The sequence below is a fragment of the Streptomyces sp. NPDC047869 genome, assembly GCF_040704065.1.
Lineage (GTDB): Bacteria > Actinomycetota > Actinomycetes > Streptomycetales > Streptomycetaceae > Streptomyces.
Genome location: NZ_JBEYRK010000012.1, coordinates 1 through 20,218, shown reverse-complemented (window position 1 = coordinate 20,218; position 20,218 = coordinate 1). Strand labels below are relative to the sequence as shown.

The following is a 20,218-nucleotide window of genomic DNA, read 5'->3' as shown; positions in this document are numbered from 1 at the left end:
GGGGTCTCTCTCCAACGAGGTGTGTGGGCGCCCTCCGGCGAAGGCCGGGCGCGGAACGGGGTCATGCGTAGGGGAGGGCGACAACGGATCGTTCCGCCACGGCGAAGAGCAGCCTGTGGCTCGGCGATGCCGTCAGGTCGGTCGCGTCGGTGCGGAACGTCCAGGCTGCCTTGTGGCTCGAGCGGTCGACCGCGACTATCCCGTCCGTCGACAGCCGGTACACGTGCGCTTGGCCCACCACTGGCGCGGAGCCGAAGCGTGGAGACGGCGTCGGCGGATCGCTCTCCCGCCAGATCAGCTCGCCGTTGTCGGCGTCGACGGCGACGAGGCCGCCCGAACCGGTGCCATCGCCGGCATAGACGACACCGTCCACGACGACCGGAGCCCCGAAGGCTGTCGCGGAGCCCTTGAAGGACCACACGGTCTTCCCGGTGCTCAGCGACCGCGCGCGCAGAGCGTCACCACCCAGGTAGACGTTCCGGTCGTCCGCGGCCAGTTCGCCGTGCCCGGAGTGGAGTTCGTGCCGGGCGACCCCGACGGACCAGTTGCGATGAGCGTAGGAAGCGTTGTACGACGCGATGTACGGCCCCGAACTCCCCTTGCCGCAGATGATCAGGGAATCGCCGACCACGCGTGCCATCACATAGGTCTGCCCGGCCGAACCGGTCCGCCCCAATGACAGGTCCCAGACGGCCTCGCCCCTGCCGAGGTCGGCGGCGAGGAGACACCAGACGGTGTCCGGGCCGTCGGTCTGGGTCTCTCCCCGCTTGCGTGTCTTGACACCCGCAACGGCGAACGCCTTGTCGTCCGCCACGCACAGCAATCGCTCGTATTTGAGGCCGCCGGCCCACTTGTCGAGCATCGCGGCCCGCGCGGTGAAGGAGCCATCGGTCGGACCGACGCTCGAAACGGTGAAGGCGTAGGGGTCCGAGCCGACCGGCGACAGACCGAACATCCGGCCGCCGTCGGCCGCCGTCCGCCATGGGCCCGCGAGGTCCCCACTGCTCCAGGACGGGTCACCCGTGGCGACGTCGAAGGCACGCACCCCGTACGAGCCGTTCACGACAAGGCGGTCGCCGACGACGAGGGGAGCCGCGCGCTCCTCCGAGGCGGGTGCGGTGAACGTGGTCCGCCACACCGCCGAAGGAGCCTCCTCACGACCCGCCCGGCCCCACCACGCCCAGGCCCCCGCAGCCGCCACCGCGAGCAACGAGCCCCCACCGAGGGCGAGCAGTCTGCGACGGGAGGGGCCCGAGGAACCTGCGGAACTCCCCGACGTGACCGTCGGCTCGTGCGGTCCCGGCGCCGGTGCGGGGAGCCGGGGCGGAGCGGGCAGCCACACGGCCGTGGCTCGCCGACCGATCTCGTCGAGCAGCGGCTGCGGAAGAACGTCCGTGAACTCACCACTGTGAGCCGCCAGGTGCGCTCGAAGTTCGGAAGTGGCGGGCCGCTGCGACGGATCCTTCGCCAGGCAGCGCGAGAACACGGGCACGAGGGCCGGTGGCACCCGACTCAGGTCGGGTTCGGCATAGCGCACCCGGTACAGCAGGTCCGCAGCCTGTCCCGAACCGAACGGGGCCCGGCCGGTCGCTGCGAACACCAGAACGCCCGCCAGCGCGAACACGTCACCCGCTGCCTCGTGTTCGTGTCCCATGGCCTGCTCGGGGGACATGTAGGCAGGGGTGCCCGCAGTGGTTCCCGTACGCGTGAGGTGTTCGTCCCCGGCGGCACGTGCGATGCCGAAGTCGATGAGACGTGGACCGTCGGCAGTGATCATGATGTTGGACGGCTTGAGGTCACGGTGGACCACGTCGGAACTGTGCAGTTGCCCCAGGGCCTCGCACAGTGCGGCCCCCAGCGCGCGCACCGCGGGCTCCGGAAGCGGGCCGGAAGCACCGACCGCGTCCCCGAGCGGGGGGCCGATCACGTACTCCGTGGCCAGCCACGGCGTGGGGGCCAGCGGATCCGCGTCGAACACCTGGGCCCCGTACCGGCCACCGATCACCCTGGCCGCATCGATCTCGAGGCGGAACCGGGTACGGGACGCCGGATCCGCCGCGATGCGGGGATGCATCGTCTTCAGGGCGGCGGTACGCCCCGTGGGCGTTCGGGCAAGGTACACGGTGCCCATACCGCCGCTGCCCAGCCGGGCCAGCAACTGGTGGGCCGCGATGCGGGCCGGGTCCTCGTGGGTGAGAGGCGAGAGCATGGGGCCGGTCACTTCCGGGGATCGAGACGGATTTCCGCGGCGAGCAGTGCGGCGGACTGCCGCGCCAGTGCGGCGATCACCTTGCCGGGAAGAGGGATCGGTGCCGACACGTCCAGGACGGTGGCCCTCGGGGCTGCCGTGGTCGCACCGGCCAATTCCTCGGCGAGGTGGCCTGCCCGTGGCCGCTGTGCGGGGTCACGGGACAGGCAGCGGGAGACCGGATCACGCAGAGAACGGGGAAGATCACCGATCTCGGGAGCGGGTCGGCCTGTAGCGGCGTAGGCGACGACGGCCCCCAGGGCATGTACATCGCCCGGCGGACGAGGGCGCCCGCCCGACAGCTGTTCCGGCGCGAGACAGACGAGGTTGAGCCACGGGACGCCGGAGCGGACCACACCGTCAGGAGCCGCCACCCGCGCCGCCCCGAAGCAGCCGATGCGCGGTCCCTCGGTGCAGAGCAGCACGGCCTCCGGAGAAAGCCCCCCGTGCGCCACGCCCTGGGCGTGAGCCACGGCGAGCGACGAGGCGAGCGACGCGCCGAGCGCCCGCACCGCGTGTTCGGGCAGGGGGCCGCCGTATGCACCGAGGATCGCCGGCAGTGCGAGCAGCGGGCGGTACTCGACGCCGTACCAAGGAAGATCTAAAGACGTGCCGAGTTCGGTGATCCGCACGAGTCCGGGCAGCGCGAGGTCCCGGGCGGTCAAGGCCTCGGCGGCCCACCGCGCGTGGTCCGCACCGCTGGGCGGCAGCGACAGGACGACCGTACGCTCTCCGTCGCCGCTCCGGGCGATGCAGCGGCGCTCGGCGACGGTGCTCGTCGCGTCACCGTCGAGAGCCGTCAGGACGGTGTACGGGCCGATACGCGAAGGGAACCGCGGGCGTGCGGCCGACACGGTCACCTGGTACCGGACCGGGCCGTCGCACCACGACCCTCGACACCCCGCTCAGTCGTCATCGCGAACCTGCCCCACCTGCACCATCGGCTTCCCCCGCTTCCGTGACACGAAGACGCCCCGGCCCGCCGGCATCGGGCGGGGCCGTACGCCGCCCAGCAGGTCGCCCTCGGCGGGGTCGCCCGCGAGGACGACGCCCTGGGCGCCGAGTTCCTTGATGCGCTGCATGAAGGACTCGTAGCCGGCGCGGCCCGCGCCCGCCGTGGAGCGGGCGATGATGAAGCGGACACCGACGTCGCGGGCGAACGGGAGCAGTTCCGTCAGGCCGGCCAGCGGGTTGCCGCTCGACGTGGACACGAGGTCGTAGTCGTCGATGACGACGTACACCGTGGGGCCCCGCCACCAGCTGCGGTTGCGCAGCTGCTCCGGGGTCACGTCGGCCGTCGGGGTGCGGCGCTGCATCAGGTCGGCCAGCGCGTCCATGTGGTGCTGCATCTGGTTCGACATGGGGATGTACTCCGCCAGGTGGGACGGCGGCGTCACACCGAGCAGCGAGCGGCGGTTGTCGACGACGAACAGCTTGCAGCTGTTGCCGTCGTAGCGCTCGGTGAGGCGCTTGATCAGCAGCTTCAGCAGGTTCGACTTGCCGGACTCGCTCTCGCCGAACACCAGGAAGAACGGGTCCTGTTCGAAGTCGACGAACACCGGCTCGAGGTTGTCCTCGTCGAGCGCGAAGGAGATGCCGCGCTGCGGGAAACGGTCGCCCGGCGGCAGCTGCGCCGCGGGGAACTCGCGGGGCAGCAGACGCACCTCCGGCGCGCCCGGCTCCTGCCAGTGGCGGCTGACCTCGGCGGCGAGGGCGTTCGTCGCCTCCGCGAGGTCCGTGTCGGAGGAGAGGCCGTCGATCCGCGGGACGGCCGCCATGAAGTGCTGCTTCTGCGGGGTCTGGCCGCGCCCCGGCACACCGGTGGGGACGTTGGCCGCGACCTTGCGGTCGAACTCGGAGTCCATCGGGTCGCCGAGCCGCAGCTCCAGGCGGTTCATCAGGTGGTCCTTGAGGTTCGCGCGGACCTCCATCGAGCGCGAGGCGGTGAGGACGAGGTGGATGCCGTAGCCCAGACCGCGTGCGGCGATGTCCAGTACCAGCGGCTCCAGCGCCTCGTAGTCCGTGCGGAAGTTGCCCCAGCCGTCGATGACCAGGAAGACGTCGCCCCAGGGCTGGTCGGTCACCGAGATGTCACCGCGCGCGCGGCGGGAGCGGAACTCCGCGATGGAGGAGATCCCCGAGGAGCGGAAGTACTCCTCGCGGCGGGTCATGACGCCGTACACCTCGGCCGCGGTACGCCGGACCTTCTCGGGGTCCAGCCGGGAGGCGACGCCGCCCACGTGCGGCAGGCCGGCCACCGCGGCCATGCCGCCACCGCCGAAGTCCAGGCCGTAGATCTGCACTTCCTGGGGGGTGTGGGTGAGCGCGAACGAGGCGATGATCGAGCGCAGCAGCGTCGACTTGCCGGACTGCGGGCCGCCGATGATCTGCATGTGGCCGGCCGCGCCGCCGAAGTCGGTCCACAGCGGGTCGCGCCGCTGCTCGTACGGCTTGTCGACGAGGCCGACCGGGATGACCAGTCGGCCCGCGCCCTCGTAGCCCGGCTGGGTCATGCCGCGGCCGGGCACCGGGGCGAGCCCGGGTAGCAGCGCGTCCAGCGACGGCGGGCTGTCCAGCGGGGGCAGCCACACCTGGTGGGCGCTGGGCCCCTGCGCCTCCAGGCGCCGCACGATCACGTCGAGCACGGTGTCGGCGAGCGCGTCGTCCTGCTGCTTCTCGGGCGTCTCCTGGCGCTGCCGCGGGACCGGCGCGTACCGCACCGGGACCTCGGCCGCCGTGAACAGCACCGGCCGGCGGTCGACGGGCAGCGGGCCGCCCAGCGCGGCCGCCGCCTGCGAGCTCGTGCGGTACACGCCGGAGACGTACGCCGCCTTGAAGCGCACCATCTCGTCGGTGCCGAACTTCAGGAAACCGGAACCCGGCACGTTCGGCAGCTCGTAGGCGTCCGGCACGCCCAGCGCCGCGCGTGACTCGGCCGCCGAGAACGTCCGCAGACCGATGCGGTAGGAGAGGTAGGTCTCCAGGCCGCGCAGGCGGCCCTCCTCCAGACGCTGCGAGGCGAGCAGCAGGTGCACGCCCAGCGAACGGCCGATACGGCCGATCTGCACGAACATCTCGATGAAGTCGGGCTTGGCGGTGAGCAGTTCGCTGAACTCGTCGATCACCAGGACGAGGGACGGGATCGGCTGCAGCGGGGCGCCCGCCGCGCGTGCCTTCTCGTAGTCGTGGATGTTCGCGTAGTTGCCCGCGTCGCGGAGCATCTCCTGACGGCGGTTGAGCTCACCGCGGATCGAGTCACCCATGCGGTCGACGAGGGTCAGGTCGTCCGCGAGGTTGGTGATCACGGCCGCCACGTGCGGCATCTGGGCCATGCCCGCGAACGTGGCACCACCCTTGAAGTCGGCGAGGACGAAGTTCAGCGTTTCGGAGGAGTGGGTCACGGCGAGGCCGAGCACCAGGGTGCGCAGCAGCTCCGACTTGCCGGAACCGGTCGCGCCGACGCACAGGCCGTGCGGGCCCATGCCCTCCTGGGCGGCCTCCTTGAGGTCCAGCATCACGGGCCGGCCGTCCTCGCCGAGGCCGATCGGCACGCGCAGCCGCTCCGACTGCGAGCGCGGCCGCCAGGTCCGCTTGGTGTCGACCGAGGCCGCGTCGCCGAGGTTCAGCAGGTCCGTGAACTCGAGGTTGGCGAGCAGCGGTTCGTCGTCGTCCCCGCCCGAACCCATCCGCAGCGGCGCCAGTTGGCGGGCCAGGGCCTCGGCGGCCTCGTACGACAGGACGTCCGGCGTTCCCTCGTAGACCATGCCGTGCGCCGACTCCAGGCGCAGCTCCTGGGGATGCACGACGACGGAGAGGTCGCCGCGGCCGATGGTGAGGTCGCCGGGCACGACCTCCAGGACCGTCACGCCCTGCAGGCCCTCGGGGCTGGCCAGCAGCGACGTGGGCGGCAGCGAGACGCCGTCGAGCACGACCACCACGTGCGGCTGCTCGGCGATCGGCGGCGCGCCCGGGTGGAAACGGGGGCGGCCCTGGAGACGGGAGGTGAGCCGGTCCTCCAGCTCCACCGGGCTGGTGGTGATCAGGCGCATGCTGCCGGCGCCGTCGGCGAGGCCCGGGGCCTGCGCGTGCGGCAGCCACTTGGCCCACTCCCACTCGGGCGCCGACTCCCGGCCGGTGACGACGGCGATGACCAGGTCCTCGGGGGAGTGCAGGGAGGCGAGGGAGCCGGCGACGGCACGGGCGGTGCCGCGCACGGTGCCCGGCTCGCCGCTGAGCGTCACGTGGTAGAAGGCCCGCAGCGACACCGCCATCGGCAGGTCGTCGAGGGCGCTGTGCGTGGCCAGGAAGCGCTGCATGGCACCCGCGGTCAGCGGCTCCAGCTCGTCGACCGGGGCGGTCTGCGGCGGAATCAAGGGAGTTGCCAGGGCCTGCGCGCCCAGACCGACCCGCACCTGCCCGAAGTCCTCGTCACCGGTGCGCCGTTCCCACACCCGGCTGCCCTCGGCGACCAGCGCCCACAGTTGCTCGGGTGAAGGGTGCAGGTAGAACTGGGCGTCGCGCTGCGCCTTCGCCGTGCCCAGGGCCTCGCGCCGGGTCTGCGACAGGTAACGGAGGTAGTCGCGGCGCATGTCGGCCATCTGCCCCTGGCTGCCGCGCCGGTAGCGGACGAGCATCGAGATGCCCATGCCGATCGTCGACGCCACCATCACCAGGCCCATGATCTTCATGAACGGCTGGGCTTGGGGGTTGAAGAAGAACACCACGGACCCGCCCATGCCGAGCATGGGCAGGAGCTGCATCAGCGCGCCCTCCTGCTGGCCGCGCGGAAGCTCCGGCGGTGCCTGCAGTACGACCTCGTCCGTGGGCACTTCCTTCGGCAGTGCCCGTGGCGGGCGCTTGACGACGATGTGGCTCACTACGCACCAATTCCCTTGCCGGACCGAGATTTTTCGTCCGCCGCCCCGTGTCAGGCGAACGTCGACCGCGAAGCGCGATCCTACTGACAACCACGGACAACGGCGGGCGGTAGGGTGCCGGGTGAGACGCGTGAGCAGTTGCGAATCGTTCCGGGAAAACCCGGGCAATCCGCAACGGTTCGAGGCGAGCGCCACCCCGCGAACCCCGGATGCGACCCCGCGGTCGGCCGACGGAACGGAAGGCGCGGCTCAACCTACACAGGATCTTTACGGGCGGAAGGGTGCGCGGCGGCACCGCGGGCCCGCCCCACCGACGAGGGGGAACAGCAGGTGAGCATGACGGCCTCCGCGCCGGCCGGCGCGACCGGTGGACCGGGCATCGGAGCCCCTTCCGGGGCGGGCATGGGATTCGGCTTCTGCCGGGTCACCATCGTGGCACCCGACAGCCGTATCGACGTGGCCCTGCCCGACGACGTACCGGTCGCCGACCTGTACCCGGAGATCCTGCGCCTCTCCCAGCAGAGCCCCGCCGAGGGCGCGCCGGTCGGCTATCACCTCGTACGGCGGGACGGCACCGTCCTCGACGGCGCCCGCTCCTTCACCGCCCAGCGCATCCTCGACGGCGAACTGCTCACCCTGCGCCCGTTCGCCGAGTCGCTGCCGCCCGCCGTCCTCGACGACGTCTCCGAGGCGGTTGCCTCCGCCGTCACCCGCGACCGCACCCTGTGGAGCGGCGACCTCACCCGTGCCGCCGGACTGGTAGCGGCCGGCATCCTGCCCGTACTGCTCGCGTTCGTGGCCTGGAGCTCGCAGATCCGGCACGACATGAACAGCCTGCAGGGCATCGTCGCGGGCGTCACCGGTGTCCTGCTCGTCAGCATCGCCTGCGTACGCGCGCGTGTGTACGACGACCGGGGCTCCGCGATCGCGCTCGGACTCGGGGCGCTGCCGAACGTCGGTGTGGCGGGCTCGGGGCTGCTGCCGCTCGCCGGCGGCGAGGGCATCGGCCGGCTGCAGTTCCTGCTCGCCTGCGCGGCGGTCCTCGTCGCCTCCGTGGTGCTCACCCTGGTGTCGCCGGGCGGTGACGGCCCCTTCGTGGCGTTCCTCTTCGCCTCCGCCATCGGCCTGATCACCAGCTTCATCGCGATCCTCACCGATCTGAGGCCCATCGAGACGGCCGCGATCTGCGCCCCGCTGTCCGTCGTGGCGCTGGCCTTCCTGCCGGGTCTGTCCATGCGCTTCGCGCGGCTGCCCATCGGCTTCGAGCCGCCCAACCCGTCCCGCGGCGGCTACGACAGCGGCGAGCCGGCCCCGCAGGAGCCGGTGGACGCCGAACGGGTGGCCGCCCAGGCCCGCCGCGGTCACGAACTCCTCGTCGGCCTGGTCGGCGGCTGCGCCCTCGTCGCCGTCGGCGCGTCGATCGTCCTCGGCTTCTCCAGCAACACCTGGGCCCAGCTCCTGGCCCTCGCGACCGGCGTGGCGATGCTGATGCGGGCCCACCTGTTCCGCTACACCCAGCAGGTCGGCGCCACCCTGGCCGCGGGCCTCGCCGCGATCGTCTTCCTCGGCCTCGGGCTCGCCCTGAACCCGCCGCGCGACTACGTGATCGACGCCTTCCAGGGCGACGCCACCGCCCTCGACATCCGCAGCGTCTGGCTCGCCGCGGCGGTCGGTGCGGCCATCGCCCTGGTCACCGCGATCGCCCTGATCACCCCGCGGCGCGGCGTCACCCCCTTCTGGGGACGCTTCCTGGAGATCGCCGAGAGCTTCGTGCTGCTCACGCTGATCCCGCTGGCGCTGGCCGTCTTCGACGTCTACGCGCAGGCCCGCGCGATGACCAGCTAGGGACACGGCGACCCCACGGCACCGAAAAGGGCGGCACGCGCGCGCGTGCCGCCCTTCGCAGTACTCCGCTCAGTCCGCCGCGAGACCGCCGTTGTGCGGCATCGGCTTCAGGTCGAACTCGCCGTCGCGGGCGCCCAGGACGAAGGCCCGCCACTCGGCCTCCGTGTACCGCAGGACGGTGCCCGGGTCGAGGGAGGAGCGCATCGCCACCGCCCCCTCCGGCAGGTACGCGATCTCGACCCGCTCCTCGTGCTCCTCGGTGCCCGGCGCGCAGTGCCACTCGGCGTCCGAGATGTCGAGCGCGTACAGCTCGTCCCGCTCCCGCTCCTTGCGTGCCTTCATCTCCGCTTCCGACTCCGCCATCCCGAAGCGACCCCTTCCCGACGTACGTACGCTCAGTACGCTCACCCTAGTGGCGGCCACCCGCCGCTCCGGGGTGTTCCGGAACCGGGGACAAGGGGGCAGTGCCCGCCTGGTAACCTGGTCGACGGCCGTTTGTGTACGCACCCCCGGAGCAACCGCAGGCACCCCCTGCCGCCCTGGAGGCCGCGCCCAGCGGATCCCCGCCTTTCGAGTCGTGGAAGCTCCCCCGAGAAGTGGACCGGGGGCACTCGATGGCACTTACAGACTATGAGGAGTACGCGTGTCGCTCGACGCCGCTACGAAGAAGCAGATCATCACCGAGTTCGGTACCAAGGAGGGCGACACCGGCTCCCCCGAGGTCCAGGTCGCCATGCTCTCGCGTCGCATCTCCGACCTGACGGAGCACCTCAAGACCCACAAGCACGACCACCACTCGCGCCGTGGTCTGCTGATCCTGGTCGGTCAGCGCCGTCGCCTGCTGCAGTACCTGGCCAAGAAGGACATCCAGCGCTTCCGTGCGCTGGTCGACCGTCTGGGCATCCGCCGCGGTGCGGCGGGCGCGAAGTAAGACGCCGTGAAGGGAGCGGTTCCCGAAAGGACTCGGGGGCCGCTCCCTTTGCCGTACGTGCGGAACGTGCGCGGTGTCACACCTGCTTTGTAGTGTGGTAGCACAACGCAGTACGCGCGACAGGGAACACGTACGGCAGAACCCGTACGAAACAGAACGAGGAGGAGCGCACCTCGCCGCCGCCGGTCCTCGGTAGTGGCCCCCGGGGGGAAGTGAGCCCCGGGTGCTTCGATCGAAGACCGGCCCGCACCAGACGGAGCGCTTCTCCACAAACGTCCCCCGGCCACACGGGCCGCGAGGGACGAAGACGAGGAGAAAACGCTAGTGGAGAACGAGACCCACTACGCCGAGGCCGTCATCGACAACGGCGCCTTCGGCACCCGCACCATCCGCTTCGAGACGGGCCGCCTGGCCAAGCAGGCCGCCGGCTCCGCCGTCGCGTACCTGGACGACGACACCATGGTGCTGTCGGCCACCAGCGCTTCCAAGAAGCCCAAGGACCAGCTCGACTTCTTCCCCCTGACGGTGGACGTCGAGGAGCGCATGTACGCCGCGGGCAAGATCCCCGGCAGCTTCTTCCGCCGCGAGGGCCGTCCCTCCGAGGACGCCGTCCTCACCTGCCGTCTCATCGACCGTCCGCTGCGTCCGTCCTTCAAGAAGGGCCTTCGCAACGAGATCCAGGTCGTCGCCACGATCATGGCGCTCAACCCCGACCACCTGTACGACGTCGTGGCGATCAACGCCGCCTCCGCGTCCACCCAGCTGGCCGGTCTGCCCTTCTCCGGCCCGGTCGGCGGCGTCCGCGTCGCGCTGATCAACGGCCAGTGGGTCGCGTTCCCGACGCACACCGAGCTCGAGGACGCCGTCTTCGACATGGTCGTCGCCGGTCGCGTCCTGGAGGACGGCGACGTCGCGATCATGATGGTCGAGGCCGAGGCCACCGACAAGACCATCCAGCTGGTCAAGGGCGGCGCCGAGGCGCCGACCGAGGAGGTCGTGGCCGCCGGCCTTGATGCCGCGAAGCCCTTCATCAAGGTCCTGTGCAAGGCGCAGTCGGACCTCGCCGCGAAGGCCGCCAAGCCGACCGCCGAGTTCCCGATCTTCCTGGACTACGAGGACGACGTCCTCGAGGCCCTGACCGCCGCGGTCAGGAGCGAGCTCGCCCAGGCGCTCACCATCCCCGGCAAGCAGGACCGCGAGGCCGAGCTGGACCGCGTGAAGGACATCGCCGCCGAGAAGCTGCTCCCGCAGTTCGAGGGCCGCGAGAAGGAGATCTCCGCCGCGTACCGCGCGCTGACCAAGAAGCTGGTCCGCGAGCGCGTCATCAAGGACAAGGTCCGCATCGACGGCCGTGGCGTCACCGACATCCGTACGCTGGCCGCCGAGGTCGAGGCCATCCCGCGCGTGCACGGCTCGGCGCTGTTCGAGCGTGGCGAGACCCAGATCCTGGGCGTCACCACCCTGAACATGCTCCGCATGGAGCAGCAGCTGGACACCCTCTCCCCGGTGACCCGCAAGCGCTACATGCACAACTACAACTTCCCGCCGTACTCCGTCGGTGAGACGGGCCGCGTCGGCTCCCCGAAGCGCCGCGAGATCGGCCACGGCGCGCTCGCCGAGCGCGCGATCGTGCCCGTCCTGCCGAGCCGCGAGGAGTTCCCCTACGCGATCCGTCAGGTGTCCGAGGCCCTCGGCTCCAACGGCTCGACGTCCATGGGCTCGGTCTGCGCCTCCACCATGTCGCTGCTGAACGCCGGTGTGCCGCTCAAGGCCCCCGTCGCCGGTATCGCCATGGGTCTGATCTCCCAGGAGATCGACGGCCAGACGCACTACGTCGCCCTCACCGACATCCTCGGTGCGGAGGACGCCTTCGGCGACATGGACTTCAAGGTCGCCGGCACCAAGGAGTTCGTGACCGCCCTCCAGCTCGACACCAAGCTGGACGGCATCCCCGCCTCCGTCCTGGCCGCGGCCCTCAAGCAGGCCCGCGACGCCCGCCTCCACATCCTCGACGTGATGATGGAAGCGATCGACACGCCGGACGAGATGTCCCCGAACGCCCCGCGGATCATCACCGTCAAGATCCCCGTGGACAAGATCGGTGAGGTCATCGGCCCCAAGGGCAAGATGATCAACCAGATCCAGGAGGACACCGGCGCCGAGATCACGATCGAGGACGACGGCACCATCTACATCGGTGCCGCCGACGGCCCGGCCGCCGAGGCCGCCCGCGCCACGATCAACGGCATCGCCAACCCGACCATGCCGGAGGTCGGCGAGCGCTACCTGGGCACCGTCGTGAAGACGACGACCTTCGGCGCGTTCGTGTCGCTGCTCCCGGGCAAGGACGGTCTGCTGCACATCTCGCAGATCCGCAAGCTCGCCGGCGGCAAGCGCGTGGAGAACGTCGAGGACGTCCTCGGTGTGGGCCAGAAGGTCCAGGTCGAGATCGCCGAGATCGACTCCCGCGGCAAGCTGTCCCTCGTTCCGGTGGTCGAGGGCGAGGACGGCGACGAAACGAAGAAGGACGACGCCGACCAGTGACGTCCCGTGGCTCCAAGGCGACGGCCCGCACCTCTTCGGAGGCGCGGGCCGTCGCCCGTACCCAAACCCTCATCAAGGGCACCGGCGGCATCGGCAGGGTCCGCAAGACCACCCTCCCCGGCGGCCTGCGCATCGTCACCGAGACCCTGCCCTCCGTGCGCTCGGCCACCTTCGGCATCTGGGCGCACGTGGGCTCCCGCGACGAGACCCCCTCGCTGAACGGCGCCACGCACTACCTGGAGCACCTGCTCTTCAAGGGCACCGCCGAGCGCAGCGCGCTGGACATCTCCGCCGCCATCGACGCCGTCGGCGGCGAGATGAACGCGTTCACGGCCAAGGAGTACACGTGCTACTACGCGCGCGTGCTCGACACCGACCTGCCGCTCGCCATCGACGTCGTCTGCGACATGCTGACCGGCTCGCAGATCCTCGAGGAGGACGTCAACGTCGAGCGCGGCGCCATCCTCGAAGAGATCGCGATGACCGAGGACGATCCGGGCGACTGTGTGCACGACCTGTTCGCGCACACCATGTTCGGTGACAGCGCCCTCGGCCGCCCGGTCCTCGGCACCGTCGACACGGTCAACGCCCTCACCGCCGACCGCATCCGCCGCTTCTACCGCAAGCACTACGACCCGACCCACCTCGTGGTCGCCTGCGCCGGCAACATCGACCACAACAAGGTCGTACGGCAGGTCCGAGCCGCCTTCGAGAAGGCGGACGCCTTCAAGGACCTCGCCGCGCAGCCCATCGCCCCGCGCGACGGCCGCCGCGCGATCCGCACGACCGGCAAGGTGGAACTGCTCGCCCGCAAGACCGAGCAGGCCCACGTCGTCCTCGGCATGCCGGGTCTCGCCCGCGCCGACGACCGACGCTGGGCGATGGGCGTGCTGAACACCGCCCTCGGTGGCGGCATGTCCTCCCGCCTCTTCCAGGAGGTCCGGGAGAAGCGCGGGCTCGCCTACAGCGTGTACTCCTACACCTCGGGATTCGCCGACTGCGGCCTGTTCGGCGTGTATGCCGGCTGCCGGCCGAGTCAGGTGCACGACGTGCTGCGGATCTGCCGGGACGAGCTCGACCAGGTCGCCCAGAACGGCCTCTCCGACGACGAGATCGGCCGGGCCATCGGCCAGCTCCGGGGCTCGACCGTCCTGGGCCTGGAGGACACCGGCGCGCTGATGAACCGCATCGGCAAGAGCGAGCTGTGCTGGGGCGAGCAGATGTCCGTCGACGACATGCTGGCGAAGATAGCCGCGGTCACCCCGGACGAGGTCCGGTCGGTCGCCCGGGACATCCTGGGCCAACGCCCGTCGCTGTCGGTCATCGGCCCGCTGAAGGACAAGCAGGCCGCACGGCTGCACGACGCCGTCGCCTAATCACCTCCGGTAAGGAAGCAACAGATGAGCAAGCTGCGCGTGGCGGTAATCGGCGCCAAGGGCCGGATCGGGTCCGAGGCGGTAAGGGCGGTCGAGGCTGCCGACGACATGGAGCTGGTCGCCGCCCTCGGCCGGGGCGACAAGCTGGAGACCCTGGCTGAGACCGGCGCCCAGGTCGCTGTCGAGCTCACCACCCCCGCCTCCGTCATGGGCAACCTCGACTTCTGCGTGCGCCACGGCATCCACGCGGTCGTCGGTACGACGGGCTGGACCGAGGACCGCCTCGCGCAGCTGACGGGCTGGCTCGCCCAGTCCCCGCGGACCGGCGTGCTCATCGCGCCGAACTTCTCCATCGGCGCCGTGCTCACCATGAAGTTCGCGCAGATCGCCGCCCCGTACTTCGAGTCGGTCGAGGTCGTCGAGCTGCACCACCCGAACAAGGTGGACGCCCCCTCCGGGACCGCCACCCGCACGGCCCAGCTCATCGCCGAGGCCCGCCGCCGGGCGGGTACGGCCCCGGCGCCGGACGCCACCGTGACCGCCCTGGACGGCGCCCGCGGGGCCGACGTGGACGGCGTCCCCGTGCACTCAGTCCGGCTGCGCGGCCTGCTCGCCCACCAGGAGGTGCTGCTCGGCGCCGAGGGCGAGACCCTCACCATCCGCCACGACTCCCTGCACCACAGCAGCTTCATGCCGGGCATCCTGCTCGGCACCCGCCGCGTGGTGTCCACTCCGGGCCTCACCTTCGGCCTGGAAAACTTCCTCGACCTGAGCTGAGCCCGAACACGTCATGCGCGCGAAGATCACCTACCTCGTCACGGCCGCCGTCCTGGTCTTCTACTTCGTCCTGGTCGGCAGCCGCGGCGTGATGCTCATCCAGACCGGCACACTCCTGACCGTCACCTTCGGTGTGGCGGTACTCGTCCTGCCGGTCATCGGCCTGTGGTTCCTGTGGAAGAACACCCAGTTCGTCCGCCGGGCCAACCAGCTCGCCGCGGAACTCGAGGCGGAGGGCGGCCTGCCCGTCGACGAGCTGAGGCGCACTCCGAGCGGCCGCGTCGACCGCGACTCGGCGGACGAGGTGTTCGCCCGGCGCAAGGCCGAGACGGAGGCGGCCCCGGACGACTGGCGCAGCTGGTTCCGGCTCGCCGTCGCCTACCACGACGCCCGCGACACCCCGCGCGCCCGCAAGGCGATGCAGCGGGCCATCGCCCTGCACGACGGAAGGCCCGTGCAGGTCTGAGCCGGCCCGGGCAGCCCAGCCGGTACGAGGAAGGGGCCGGACCGCGGTACACGCGGTCCGGCCCCTTCCTCGTGGTTCGGGACCGGTCAGCCGCGCCCGTACTCCGCGGCCCACGCCTCCACCGTGTCCGCCGCCCGGTCGAAGGCCGCGGGCCGGCGCAGGAAGTCCAGGGAGTGCGTGGTGAGCAGCGGCGGAGTGTCCTCGACGGCCCGGTCCTTGCGTACGAGCGTCAGCGCCTGCCCCTGCACGGTGCGCGGCAGCCCCAGCCAGCGCACCGGCTGCTGGGCCGTCCGTACCGCGATCACCCGCTGCCAGGGCACCGTACGCGTCACCAGGAAGCCCACCTGGCGCAGTCCGCGCGCGCTCACCCACACGCCCATGCGCAGCACGCGCAGCGCGGAGGCGATGACGGCCACCGCCAGGGTGAGGACCAGGCCCGCGGCGGACACCGAGTCGGTCAGGGTGATGAGGACCGCCCCGAACAGCACGAACGAGGAGAGCAGCAGTCCCAGGGCGGCACCGCCGACCCGCCACGGCCCGGGCCGGTAGGGCCGCCGCCAGCGGTCCCGGTCGTCGTACGGCAGCGGGCTCTCGGAAGCCGCGTCGAAGGAGCGGTCGGCCGTCAGGAAGGGCAGGGGCACGGCTGGTCCTCACTCGATCCTCGCTGGGGCTGTGCCCGGTGAGATTATCCGGCCGGATTCCTGCCCACCACCCTTGAGCGGCCGGAAGGGTCAGTGCCCCTGGGAATGCCCCTGCGAGGCCTGGGACTGCTGAGCCGGCGTACCGGACGGTGTGGACAGCGCCGGCATCCCGAGGATCAGGGCCCCGACGAGCCCGGCGACGAGGGTCAGGCCGAGCAGCCAGCGTCCGGCCAGCTCGCCGAACGACGCCCGCTCACGGGGCGGGGGAGTGACATTACTGCGGAACCTGTCCGCCTCGGCCAGGAAGGCGAAGGGTACGGGCTCACGCCGTCGGAACATCGCGGGTTCAGCTCCTTTCGGGATCGAACGATCAGGCCTCGCCGATACAGACGCTCGAGTGACACAAAAGGTGCCCATGTCCGAAAAAATGAGTGGCAAGGTCACTGTTCGGGACTGTCAGGGGTGCCCCGTACAGTGGGCCCGAACCTCAAGAAGTGATGGGAAGGACCCCCGTGACCACCCCCGAGTCGCTCACTTTCCGCAGCGATGTCACCGTCGAGCTGGTGAAGTCCAGCGCGTCGGACGCCGACGTCCTCTTCGCCGCCCGCGTCTCCACCGCCGGTGAGCAGTCGCTGGACGAGCTGAACAAGGATCCGGAGCGCTCCAAGGGCCTGATCAACTACCTGATGCGCGACCGGCACGGCAGCCCGTTCGAGCACAACTCGATGACCTTCTTCATCAGCGCCCCGATCTTCGTCTTCCGCGAGTTCATGCGGCACCGGGTCGGCTGGTCCTACAACGAGGAGTCCGGCCGCTACCGCGAGCTCCAGCCGGTCTTCTACGTCCCCGGTGCGGACCGCAAGCTGGTCCAGGAGGGCCGCCCGGGCAGGTACGTCTTCGTCGAGGGCACGCAGGCCCAGCAGGAGGCCGTGCGCGGCACCCTCGAGGAGTCCTACGAGCAGGCGTACGCGGCCTACCAGAAGCTCCTCGCCGAGGGCGTCGCCCGCGAGGTGGCCCGCGCCGCCCTCCCCGTCGGCCTGTTCTCCTCGATGTACGCCACCTGCAACGCCCGCTCCCTGATGCACTTCCTCGGTCTGCGTACCCAGCACGAGCTGGCCAAGGTGCCGTCCTTCCCGCAGCGGGAGATCGAGATGGTCGGCGAGCAGATGGAGGCGGAGTGGGCCAAGCTCATGCCGCTCACCTATGCAGCCTTCAACGCGAACGGGCGTGTGGCTCCGTAACGAAGCCCTGTTCCCCCACGCGGAACGGATGTACGGATCAGCCGGGCGAAGTGTCCGTATTGCGGCATTCCGAGAAGTTCATCTAGCCTGATCGAACGGACCCGGCACTGCTTGAACCCCCGAGCAGGCAGTGCCGGGCTCCTTATTTGTCCTGACTTACCTGGCACCCCAAGGGCAGACCATGCCTGGAGCACCGAGTAGCGTGTTACCCATGGCTCCGACCTCGACTCCGCAGACCCCCTTCGGGCGGGTCCTCACCGCCATGGTCACGCCCTTCACGGCGGACGGCGCACTCGACCTCGACGGCGCGCAGCGGCTCGCTACCCACCTGGTGGACGCAGGCAACGACGGCCTGATCATCAACGGCACCACCGGCGAGTCCCCCACCACCAGTGACGCGGAGAAATCGGATCTCGTACGAGCCGTCGTGGAAGCGGTCGGCGACCGCGCCCACGTCGTGGCCGGAGTCGGCACCAACGACACCCGCCACAGCATCGAACTGGCCCGCGAGGCGGAGCGCGCCGGCGCGCACGGCCTGCTGGTCGTGACGCCGTACTACAACAAGCCCCCTCAGGAGGGCCTGTACCGGCACTTCACGACCATCGCGGACGCCACCGGACTGCCGGTCATGCTTTACGACATCCCCGGCCGCAGCGGGGTCCCGATCAACACCGAGACCCTGGTCCGCCTGGCCGAGCACCCGCGGATCGTCGCCAACAAGGACGCCAAGGGCGACCTCGGCCGCGCGGGCTGGGCCATCGCGCAGTCCGGCCTCGCCTGGTACTCCGGTGACGACATGCTGAACCTGCCGCTGCTCTCCGTGGGCGCGGTCGGCTTCGTCTCCGTCGTCGGCCACGTCGTCACCCCCGACCTGCGCGCCCTCGTCGACGCGTACACCTCGGGCGACGTCGTCAAGGCCACGGAGATCCACCAGAAGCTGCTCCCGGTGTACACCGGCATGTTCCGTACCCAGGGTGTCATGACCGCCAAGGCCGCGCTCGCTCTCCAGGGGCTGCCCGCAGGACCCCTGCGCGCACCCATGGTCGAGTGCTCACCCGAGGAGATCGCCCAGCTCAAGATCGATCTTGCCGCCGGCGGGGTACAGCTCTGACAACAGACTTGGCACCACCCGAACTTCACAACTGAATCGACAACCGAACAGCGGGCCACCGGTGCCCGCATCCCACAACGACAACTGCTTATGCACGAACGTCATGCGCGCCACGTGCCCGACCGGTACGTGGCGCGCGTGGTGAGGAGAGTCTTTTGAGTCATCCGCATCCTGAACTCGGACCGCCCCCGTCGCTCCCCGAGGGCGGCCTGCGCGTCACCCCGCTCGGCGGTCTCGGTGAGATCGGCCGGAACATGACGGTCTTCGAATACGGCGGCCGCCTGCTGATCGTCGACTGCGGAGTGCTCTTCCCCGAGGAGGAGCAGCCCGGAATCGACCTGATCCTGCCGGACTTCTCGTCCGTCCGGGACCGCCTCGACGACATCGAGGGCATCGTCCTCACCCACGGCCACGAGGACCACATCGGCGGCGTCCCCTTCCTGCTCCGCGAGAAGCCGGACATCCCGCTGATCGGCTCCAAGCTGACCCTCGCGCTCATCGAGGCCAAGCTCCAGGAGCACCGGATCCGCCCGTACACCCTCGAGGTGGCGGAGGGGAACCGTGAGCGCATCGGCCCCTTCGACTGCGAGTTCATCGCGGTCAACCACTCCATCCCGGACGCCCTGGCGGTCGCCATCCGGACCCCCGCCGGCATGGCCGTGCACACCGGCGACTTCAAGATGGACCAGCTCCCGCTGGACAACCGCCTCACCGACCTGCACGCGTTCGCGCGGCTGAGCGAGGAGGGCATCGATCTGCTCCTCGCCGACTCGACGAACGCCGAGGTCCCGGGCTTCGTCCCGCCCGAGCGTGACATCTCCAACGTCCTGCGTCAGGTCTTCGCCGGTGCCCGCAAGCGGATCATCGTGGCGAGCTTCGCCAGCCACGTCCACCGGATCCAGCAGATCCTGGACGCGGCGCACGAGTACGGCCGCCGGGTCGCCTTCGTCGGCCGCTCGATGGTCCGCAACATGGGCATCGCCCGGGACCTCGGTTACCTCAAGGTCCCGCCGGGCCTGGTTGTGGACGTCAAGACCCTCGACGACCTCCCGGACCACGAGGTGGTCCTGGTGTGCACGGGCTCCCAGGGCGAGCCGATGGCCGCCCTGTCCCGGATGGCCAACCGCGACCACCAGATCCGGATCGTCCCGGGCGACACGGTGATCCTGGCGTCGTCCCTCATCCCGGGCAACGAGAACGCGGTCTACCGCGTGATCAACGGTCTGACCCGCTGGGGCGCCAATGTCGTGCACAAGGGCAACGCCAAGGTGCACGTCTCGGGCCACGCGTCCGCGGGCGAGCTGCTGTACTTCTACAACATCTGCCGCCCGAAGAACCTGATGCCGGTCCACGGCGAGTGGCGCCACTTGCGCGCCAACGCCGAGCTGGGCGCGCTGACCGGCGTCCCGCACGACCGGATCGTCATCGCCGAGGACGGCGTCGTCGTCGACCTCGTCGAGGGCAAGGCCAGGATCTCCGGCAAGGTGCAGGCGGGGTACGTGTACGTCGACGGCCTCTCCGTCGGCGACGTGGGCGAGCCGGCCCTGAAGGACCGCAAGATCCTCGGTGACGAGGGCATCATCTCGGTCTTCGTGGTGGTGGACTCGTCCACCGGCAAGATCACGGGCGGCCCGCACATCCAGGCCCGTGGTTCCGGTATCGAGGACTCGGCCTTCACGGGCGTCGTCCCGAAGATCAACGAGGCACTGGAGCGCTCCGCCCAGGACGGCGTCGTGGAGCCGCACCAGCTGCAGCAACTGATCCGCCGGACCCTGGGCAAGTGGGTCTCGGACACCTATCGCCGCAGGCCGATGATCCTCCCGGTCGTCGTGGAGGTCTGACACGCCGGCTGCGTGAACTCGGAGCGGGGCGCCTCGATTTGCATCGGGGCGCCCCGCTCCAGTACGTTTACGGCTCCGCCCGAGGGGAACCCCCAGTGCTTCATGCGCTGGCTGACGGTTGCCACGGATCGGGTGGGAAATCCGGCTCAGAACTTCTGATAAAGTCGGAACCGCCGGAAAGGGAAACGCGAGAGCGGGAACCTGGAAAGCACCGAGGAAATCGGGTCGAGAAAAGATCTGATAGAGTCGGAAACGCAAGACCGAAGGGAAGCGCCCGGAGGAAAGCCCGAGAGGGTGAGTACAAAGGAAGCGACCGTTCC

General features: G+C 70.4%; 15 protein-coding genes. 9 read left to right on the top strand and 6 right to left on the bottom strand.

Features of this window, described 5'->3' with window-relative positions; all coding sequences use genetic code 11:
- Window positions 1-61: 61 nt before the first annotated feature.
- The 3 genes from AB0924_RS17485 to eccCa are packed head-to-tail and all read right to left on the bottom strand — an operon-like array spanning window position 62 to window position 7,125.
- On the bottom strand, window positions 62-2,209 hold the full coding sequence (locus AB0924_RS17485; protein WP_366911858.1) for a PQQ-binding-like beta-propeller repeat protein: 2,148 nt from the start codon (window positions 2,207-2,209) through the stop codon (window positions 62-64).
- An 8-nt stretch (window positions 2,210-2,217) separates the two neighbouring features.
- A complete protein-coding gene (locus AB0924_RS17480) occupies window positions 2,218-3,102 on the bottom strand; it encodes a serine/threonine protein kinase (RefSeq protein ID WP_358935856.1) in 885 nt (294 codons plus the stop codon).
- 51 nt (window positions 3,103-3,153) lie between these two features.
- A complete protein-coding gene (gene eccCa, locus AB0924_RS17475; protein WP_366911857.1) occupies window positions 3,154-7,125 on the bottom strand; it encodes a type VII secretion protein EccCa in 3,972 nt (1,323 codons plus the stop codon).
- 336 nt (window positions 7,126-7,461) lie between these two features.
- Here eccCa and eccD point away from each other — a divergent pair, with 336 nt between their 5' ends.
- Complete coding sequence (gene eccD, locus AB0924_RS17470) at window positions 7,462-8,970, top strand: type VII secretion integral membrane protein EccD (protein ID WP_366911924.1); 1,509 nt, start codon at window positions 7,462-7,464, stop codon at window positions 8,968-8,970.
- Window positions 8,971-9,039: 69 nt separating this feature from the next.
- Here the strand turns inward: eccD and AB0924_RS17465 are convergent, their stop codons facing one another.
- Entirely contained in the window at window positions 9,040-9,333 is a 294-nt protein-coding gene (locus AB0924_RS17465; RefSeq protein WP_358935860.1) for a DUF397 domain-containing protein, read from the bottom strand.
- A 280-nt stretch (window positions 9,334-9,613) separates the two neighbouring features.
- On the opposite strand from AB0924_RS17465, the gene rpsO reads away from it, so the two are divergent.
- From rpsO to AB0924_RS17440, 5 genes are all read left to right on the top strand, one after another.
- On the top strand, window positions 9,614-9,901 hold the full coding sequence (gene rpsO / locus AB0924_RS17460; protein ID WP_005479656.1) for a 30S ribosomal protein S15: 288 nt from the start codon (window positions 9,614-9,616) through the stop codon (window positions 9,899-9,901).
- A gap of 324 nt (window positions 9,902-10,225) precedes the next feature.
- A complete protein-coding gene (locus tag AB0924_RS17455) occupies window positions 10,226-12,445 on the top strand; it encodes a polyribonucleotide nucleotidyltransferase (protein ID WP_366911856.1) in 2,220 nt (739 codons plus the stop codon).
- Window positions 12,442-13,821 (top strand): pitrilysin family protein, encoded by a 1,380-nt coding sequence (locus AB0924_RS17450; RefSeq protein WP_358935865.1) that lies wholly within the window; start codon window positions 12,442-12,444, stop codon window positions 13,819-13,821. The genes AB0924_RS17455 and AB0924_RS17450 overlap by 4 nt, the downstream gene beginning before the upstream one ends.
- 24 nt (window positions 13,822-13,845) lie before the next feature.
- Complete coding sequence (gene dapB, locus AB0924_RS17445) at window positions 13,846-14,598, top strand: 4-hydroxy-tetrahydrodipicolinate reductase (RefSeq protein WP_358935867.1); 753 nt, start codon at window positions 13,846-13,848, stop codon at window positions 14,596-14,598.
- A gap of 13 nt (window positions 14,599-14,611) precedes the next feature.
- The gene (locus tag AB0924_RS17440) at window positions 14,612-15,064 is read left to right on the top strand and encodes a hypothetical protein (protein ID WP_358935869.1); all 453 of its coding nucleotides are present in this window, start codon (window positions 14,612-14,614) and stop codon (window positions 15,062-15,064) included.
- An 86-nt stretch (window positions 15,065-15,150) separates the two neighbouring features.
- Here AB0924_RS17440 and AB0924_RS17435 read toward each other — a convergent pair whose 3' ends face one another.
- Window positions 15,151-15,705, bottom strand: a complete 555-nt coding sequence (locus AB0924_RS17435) for a hypothetical protein (protein WP_358935871.1) — start codon at window positions 15,703-15,705, stop codon at window positions 15,151-15,153.
- 90 nt (window positions 15,706-15,795) lie between these two features.
- Entirely contained in the window at window positions 15,796-16,044 is a 249-nt protein-coding gene (locus AB0924_RS17430; protein WP_358935873.1) for a hypothetical protein, read from the bottom strand.
- Window positions 16,045-16,202: 158 nt separating this feature from the next.
- Between AB0924_RS17430 and thyX the strand changes: the two genes are divergently transcribed.
- The 3 genes from thyX (at window position 16,203) to AB0924_RS17415 (ending at window position 19,898) form a co-directional block, all read left to right on the top strand.
- Window positions 16,203-16,946, top strand: a complete 744-nt coding sequence (gene thyX / locus AB0924_RS17425; protein ID WP_358935875.1) for an FAD-dependent thymidylate synthase — start codon at window positions 16,203-16,205, stop codon at window positions 16,944-16,946.
- A gap of 211 nt (window positions 16,947-17,157) precedes the next feature.
- Window positions 17,158-18,057 (top strand): 4-hydroxy-tetrahydrodipicolinate synthase, encoded by a 900-nt coding sequence (gene dapA, locus AB0924_RS17420; RefSeq protein ID WP_358935877.1) that lies wholly within the window; start codon window positions 17,158-17,160, stop codon window positions 18,055-18,057.
- Window positions 18,058-18,212: 155 nt separating this feature from the next.
- Window positions 18,213-19,898: a ribonuclease J gene (locus tag AB0924_RS17415; protein ID WP_358935879.1), complete on the top strand. Its 1,686-nt coding sequence runs from the start codon at window positions 18,213-18,215 to the stop codon at window positions 19,896-19,898.
- Window positions 19,899-20,218: the final 320 nt, after the last annotated feature.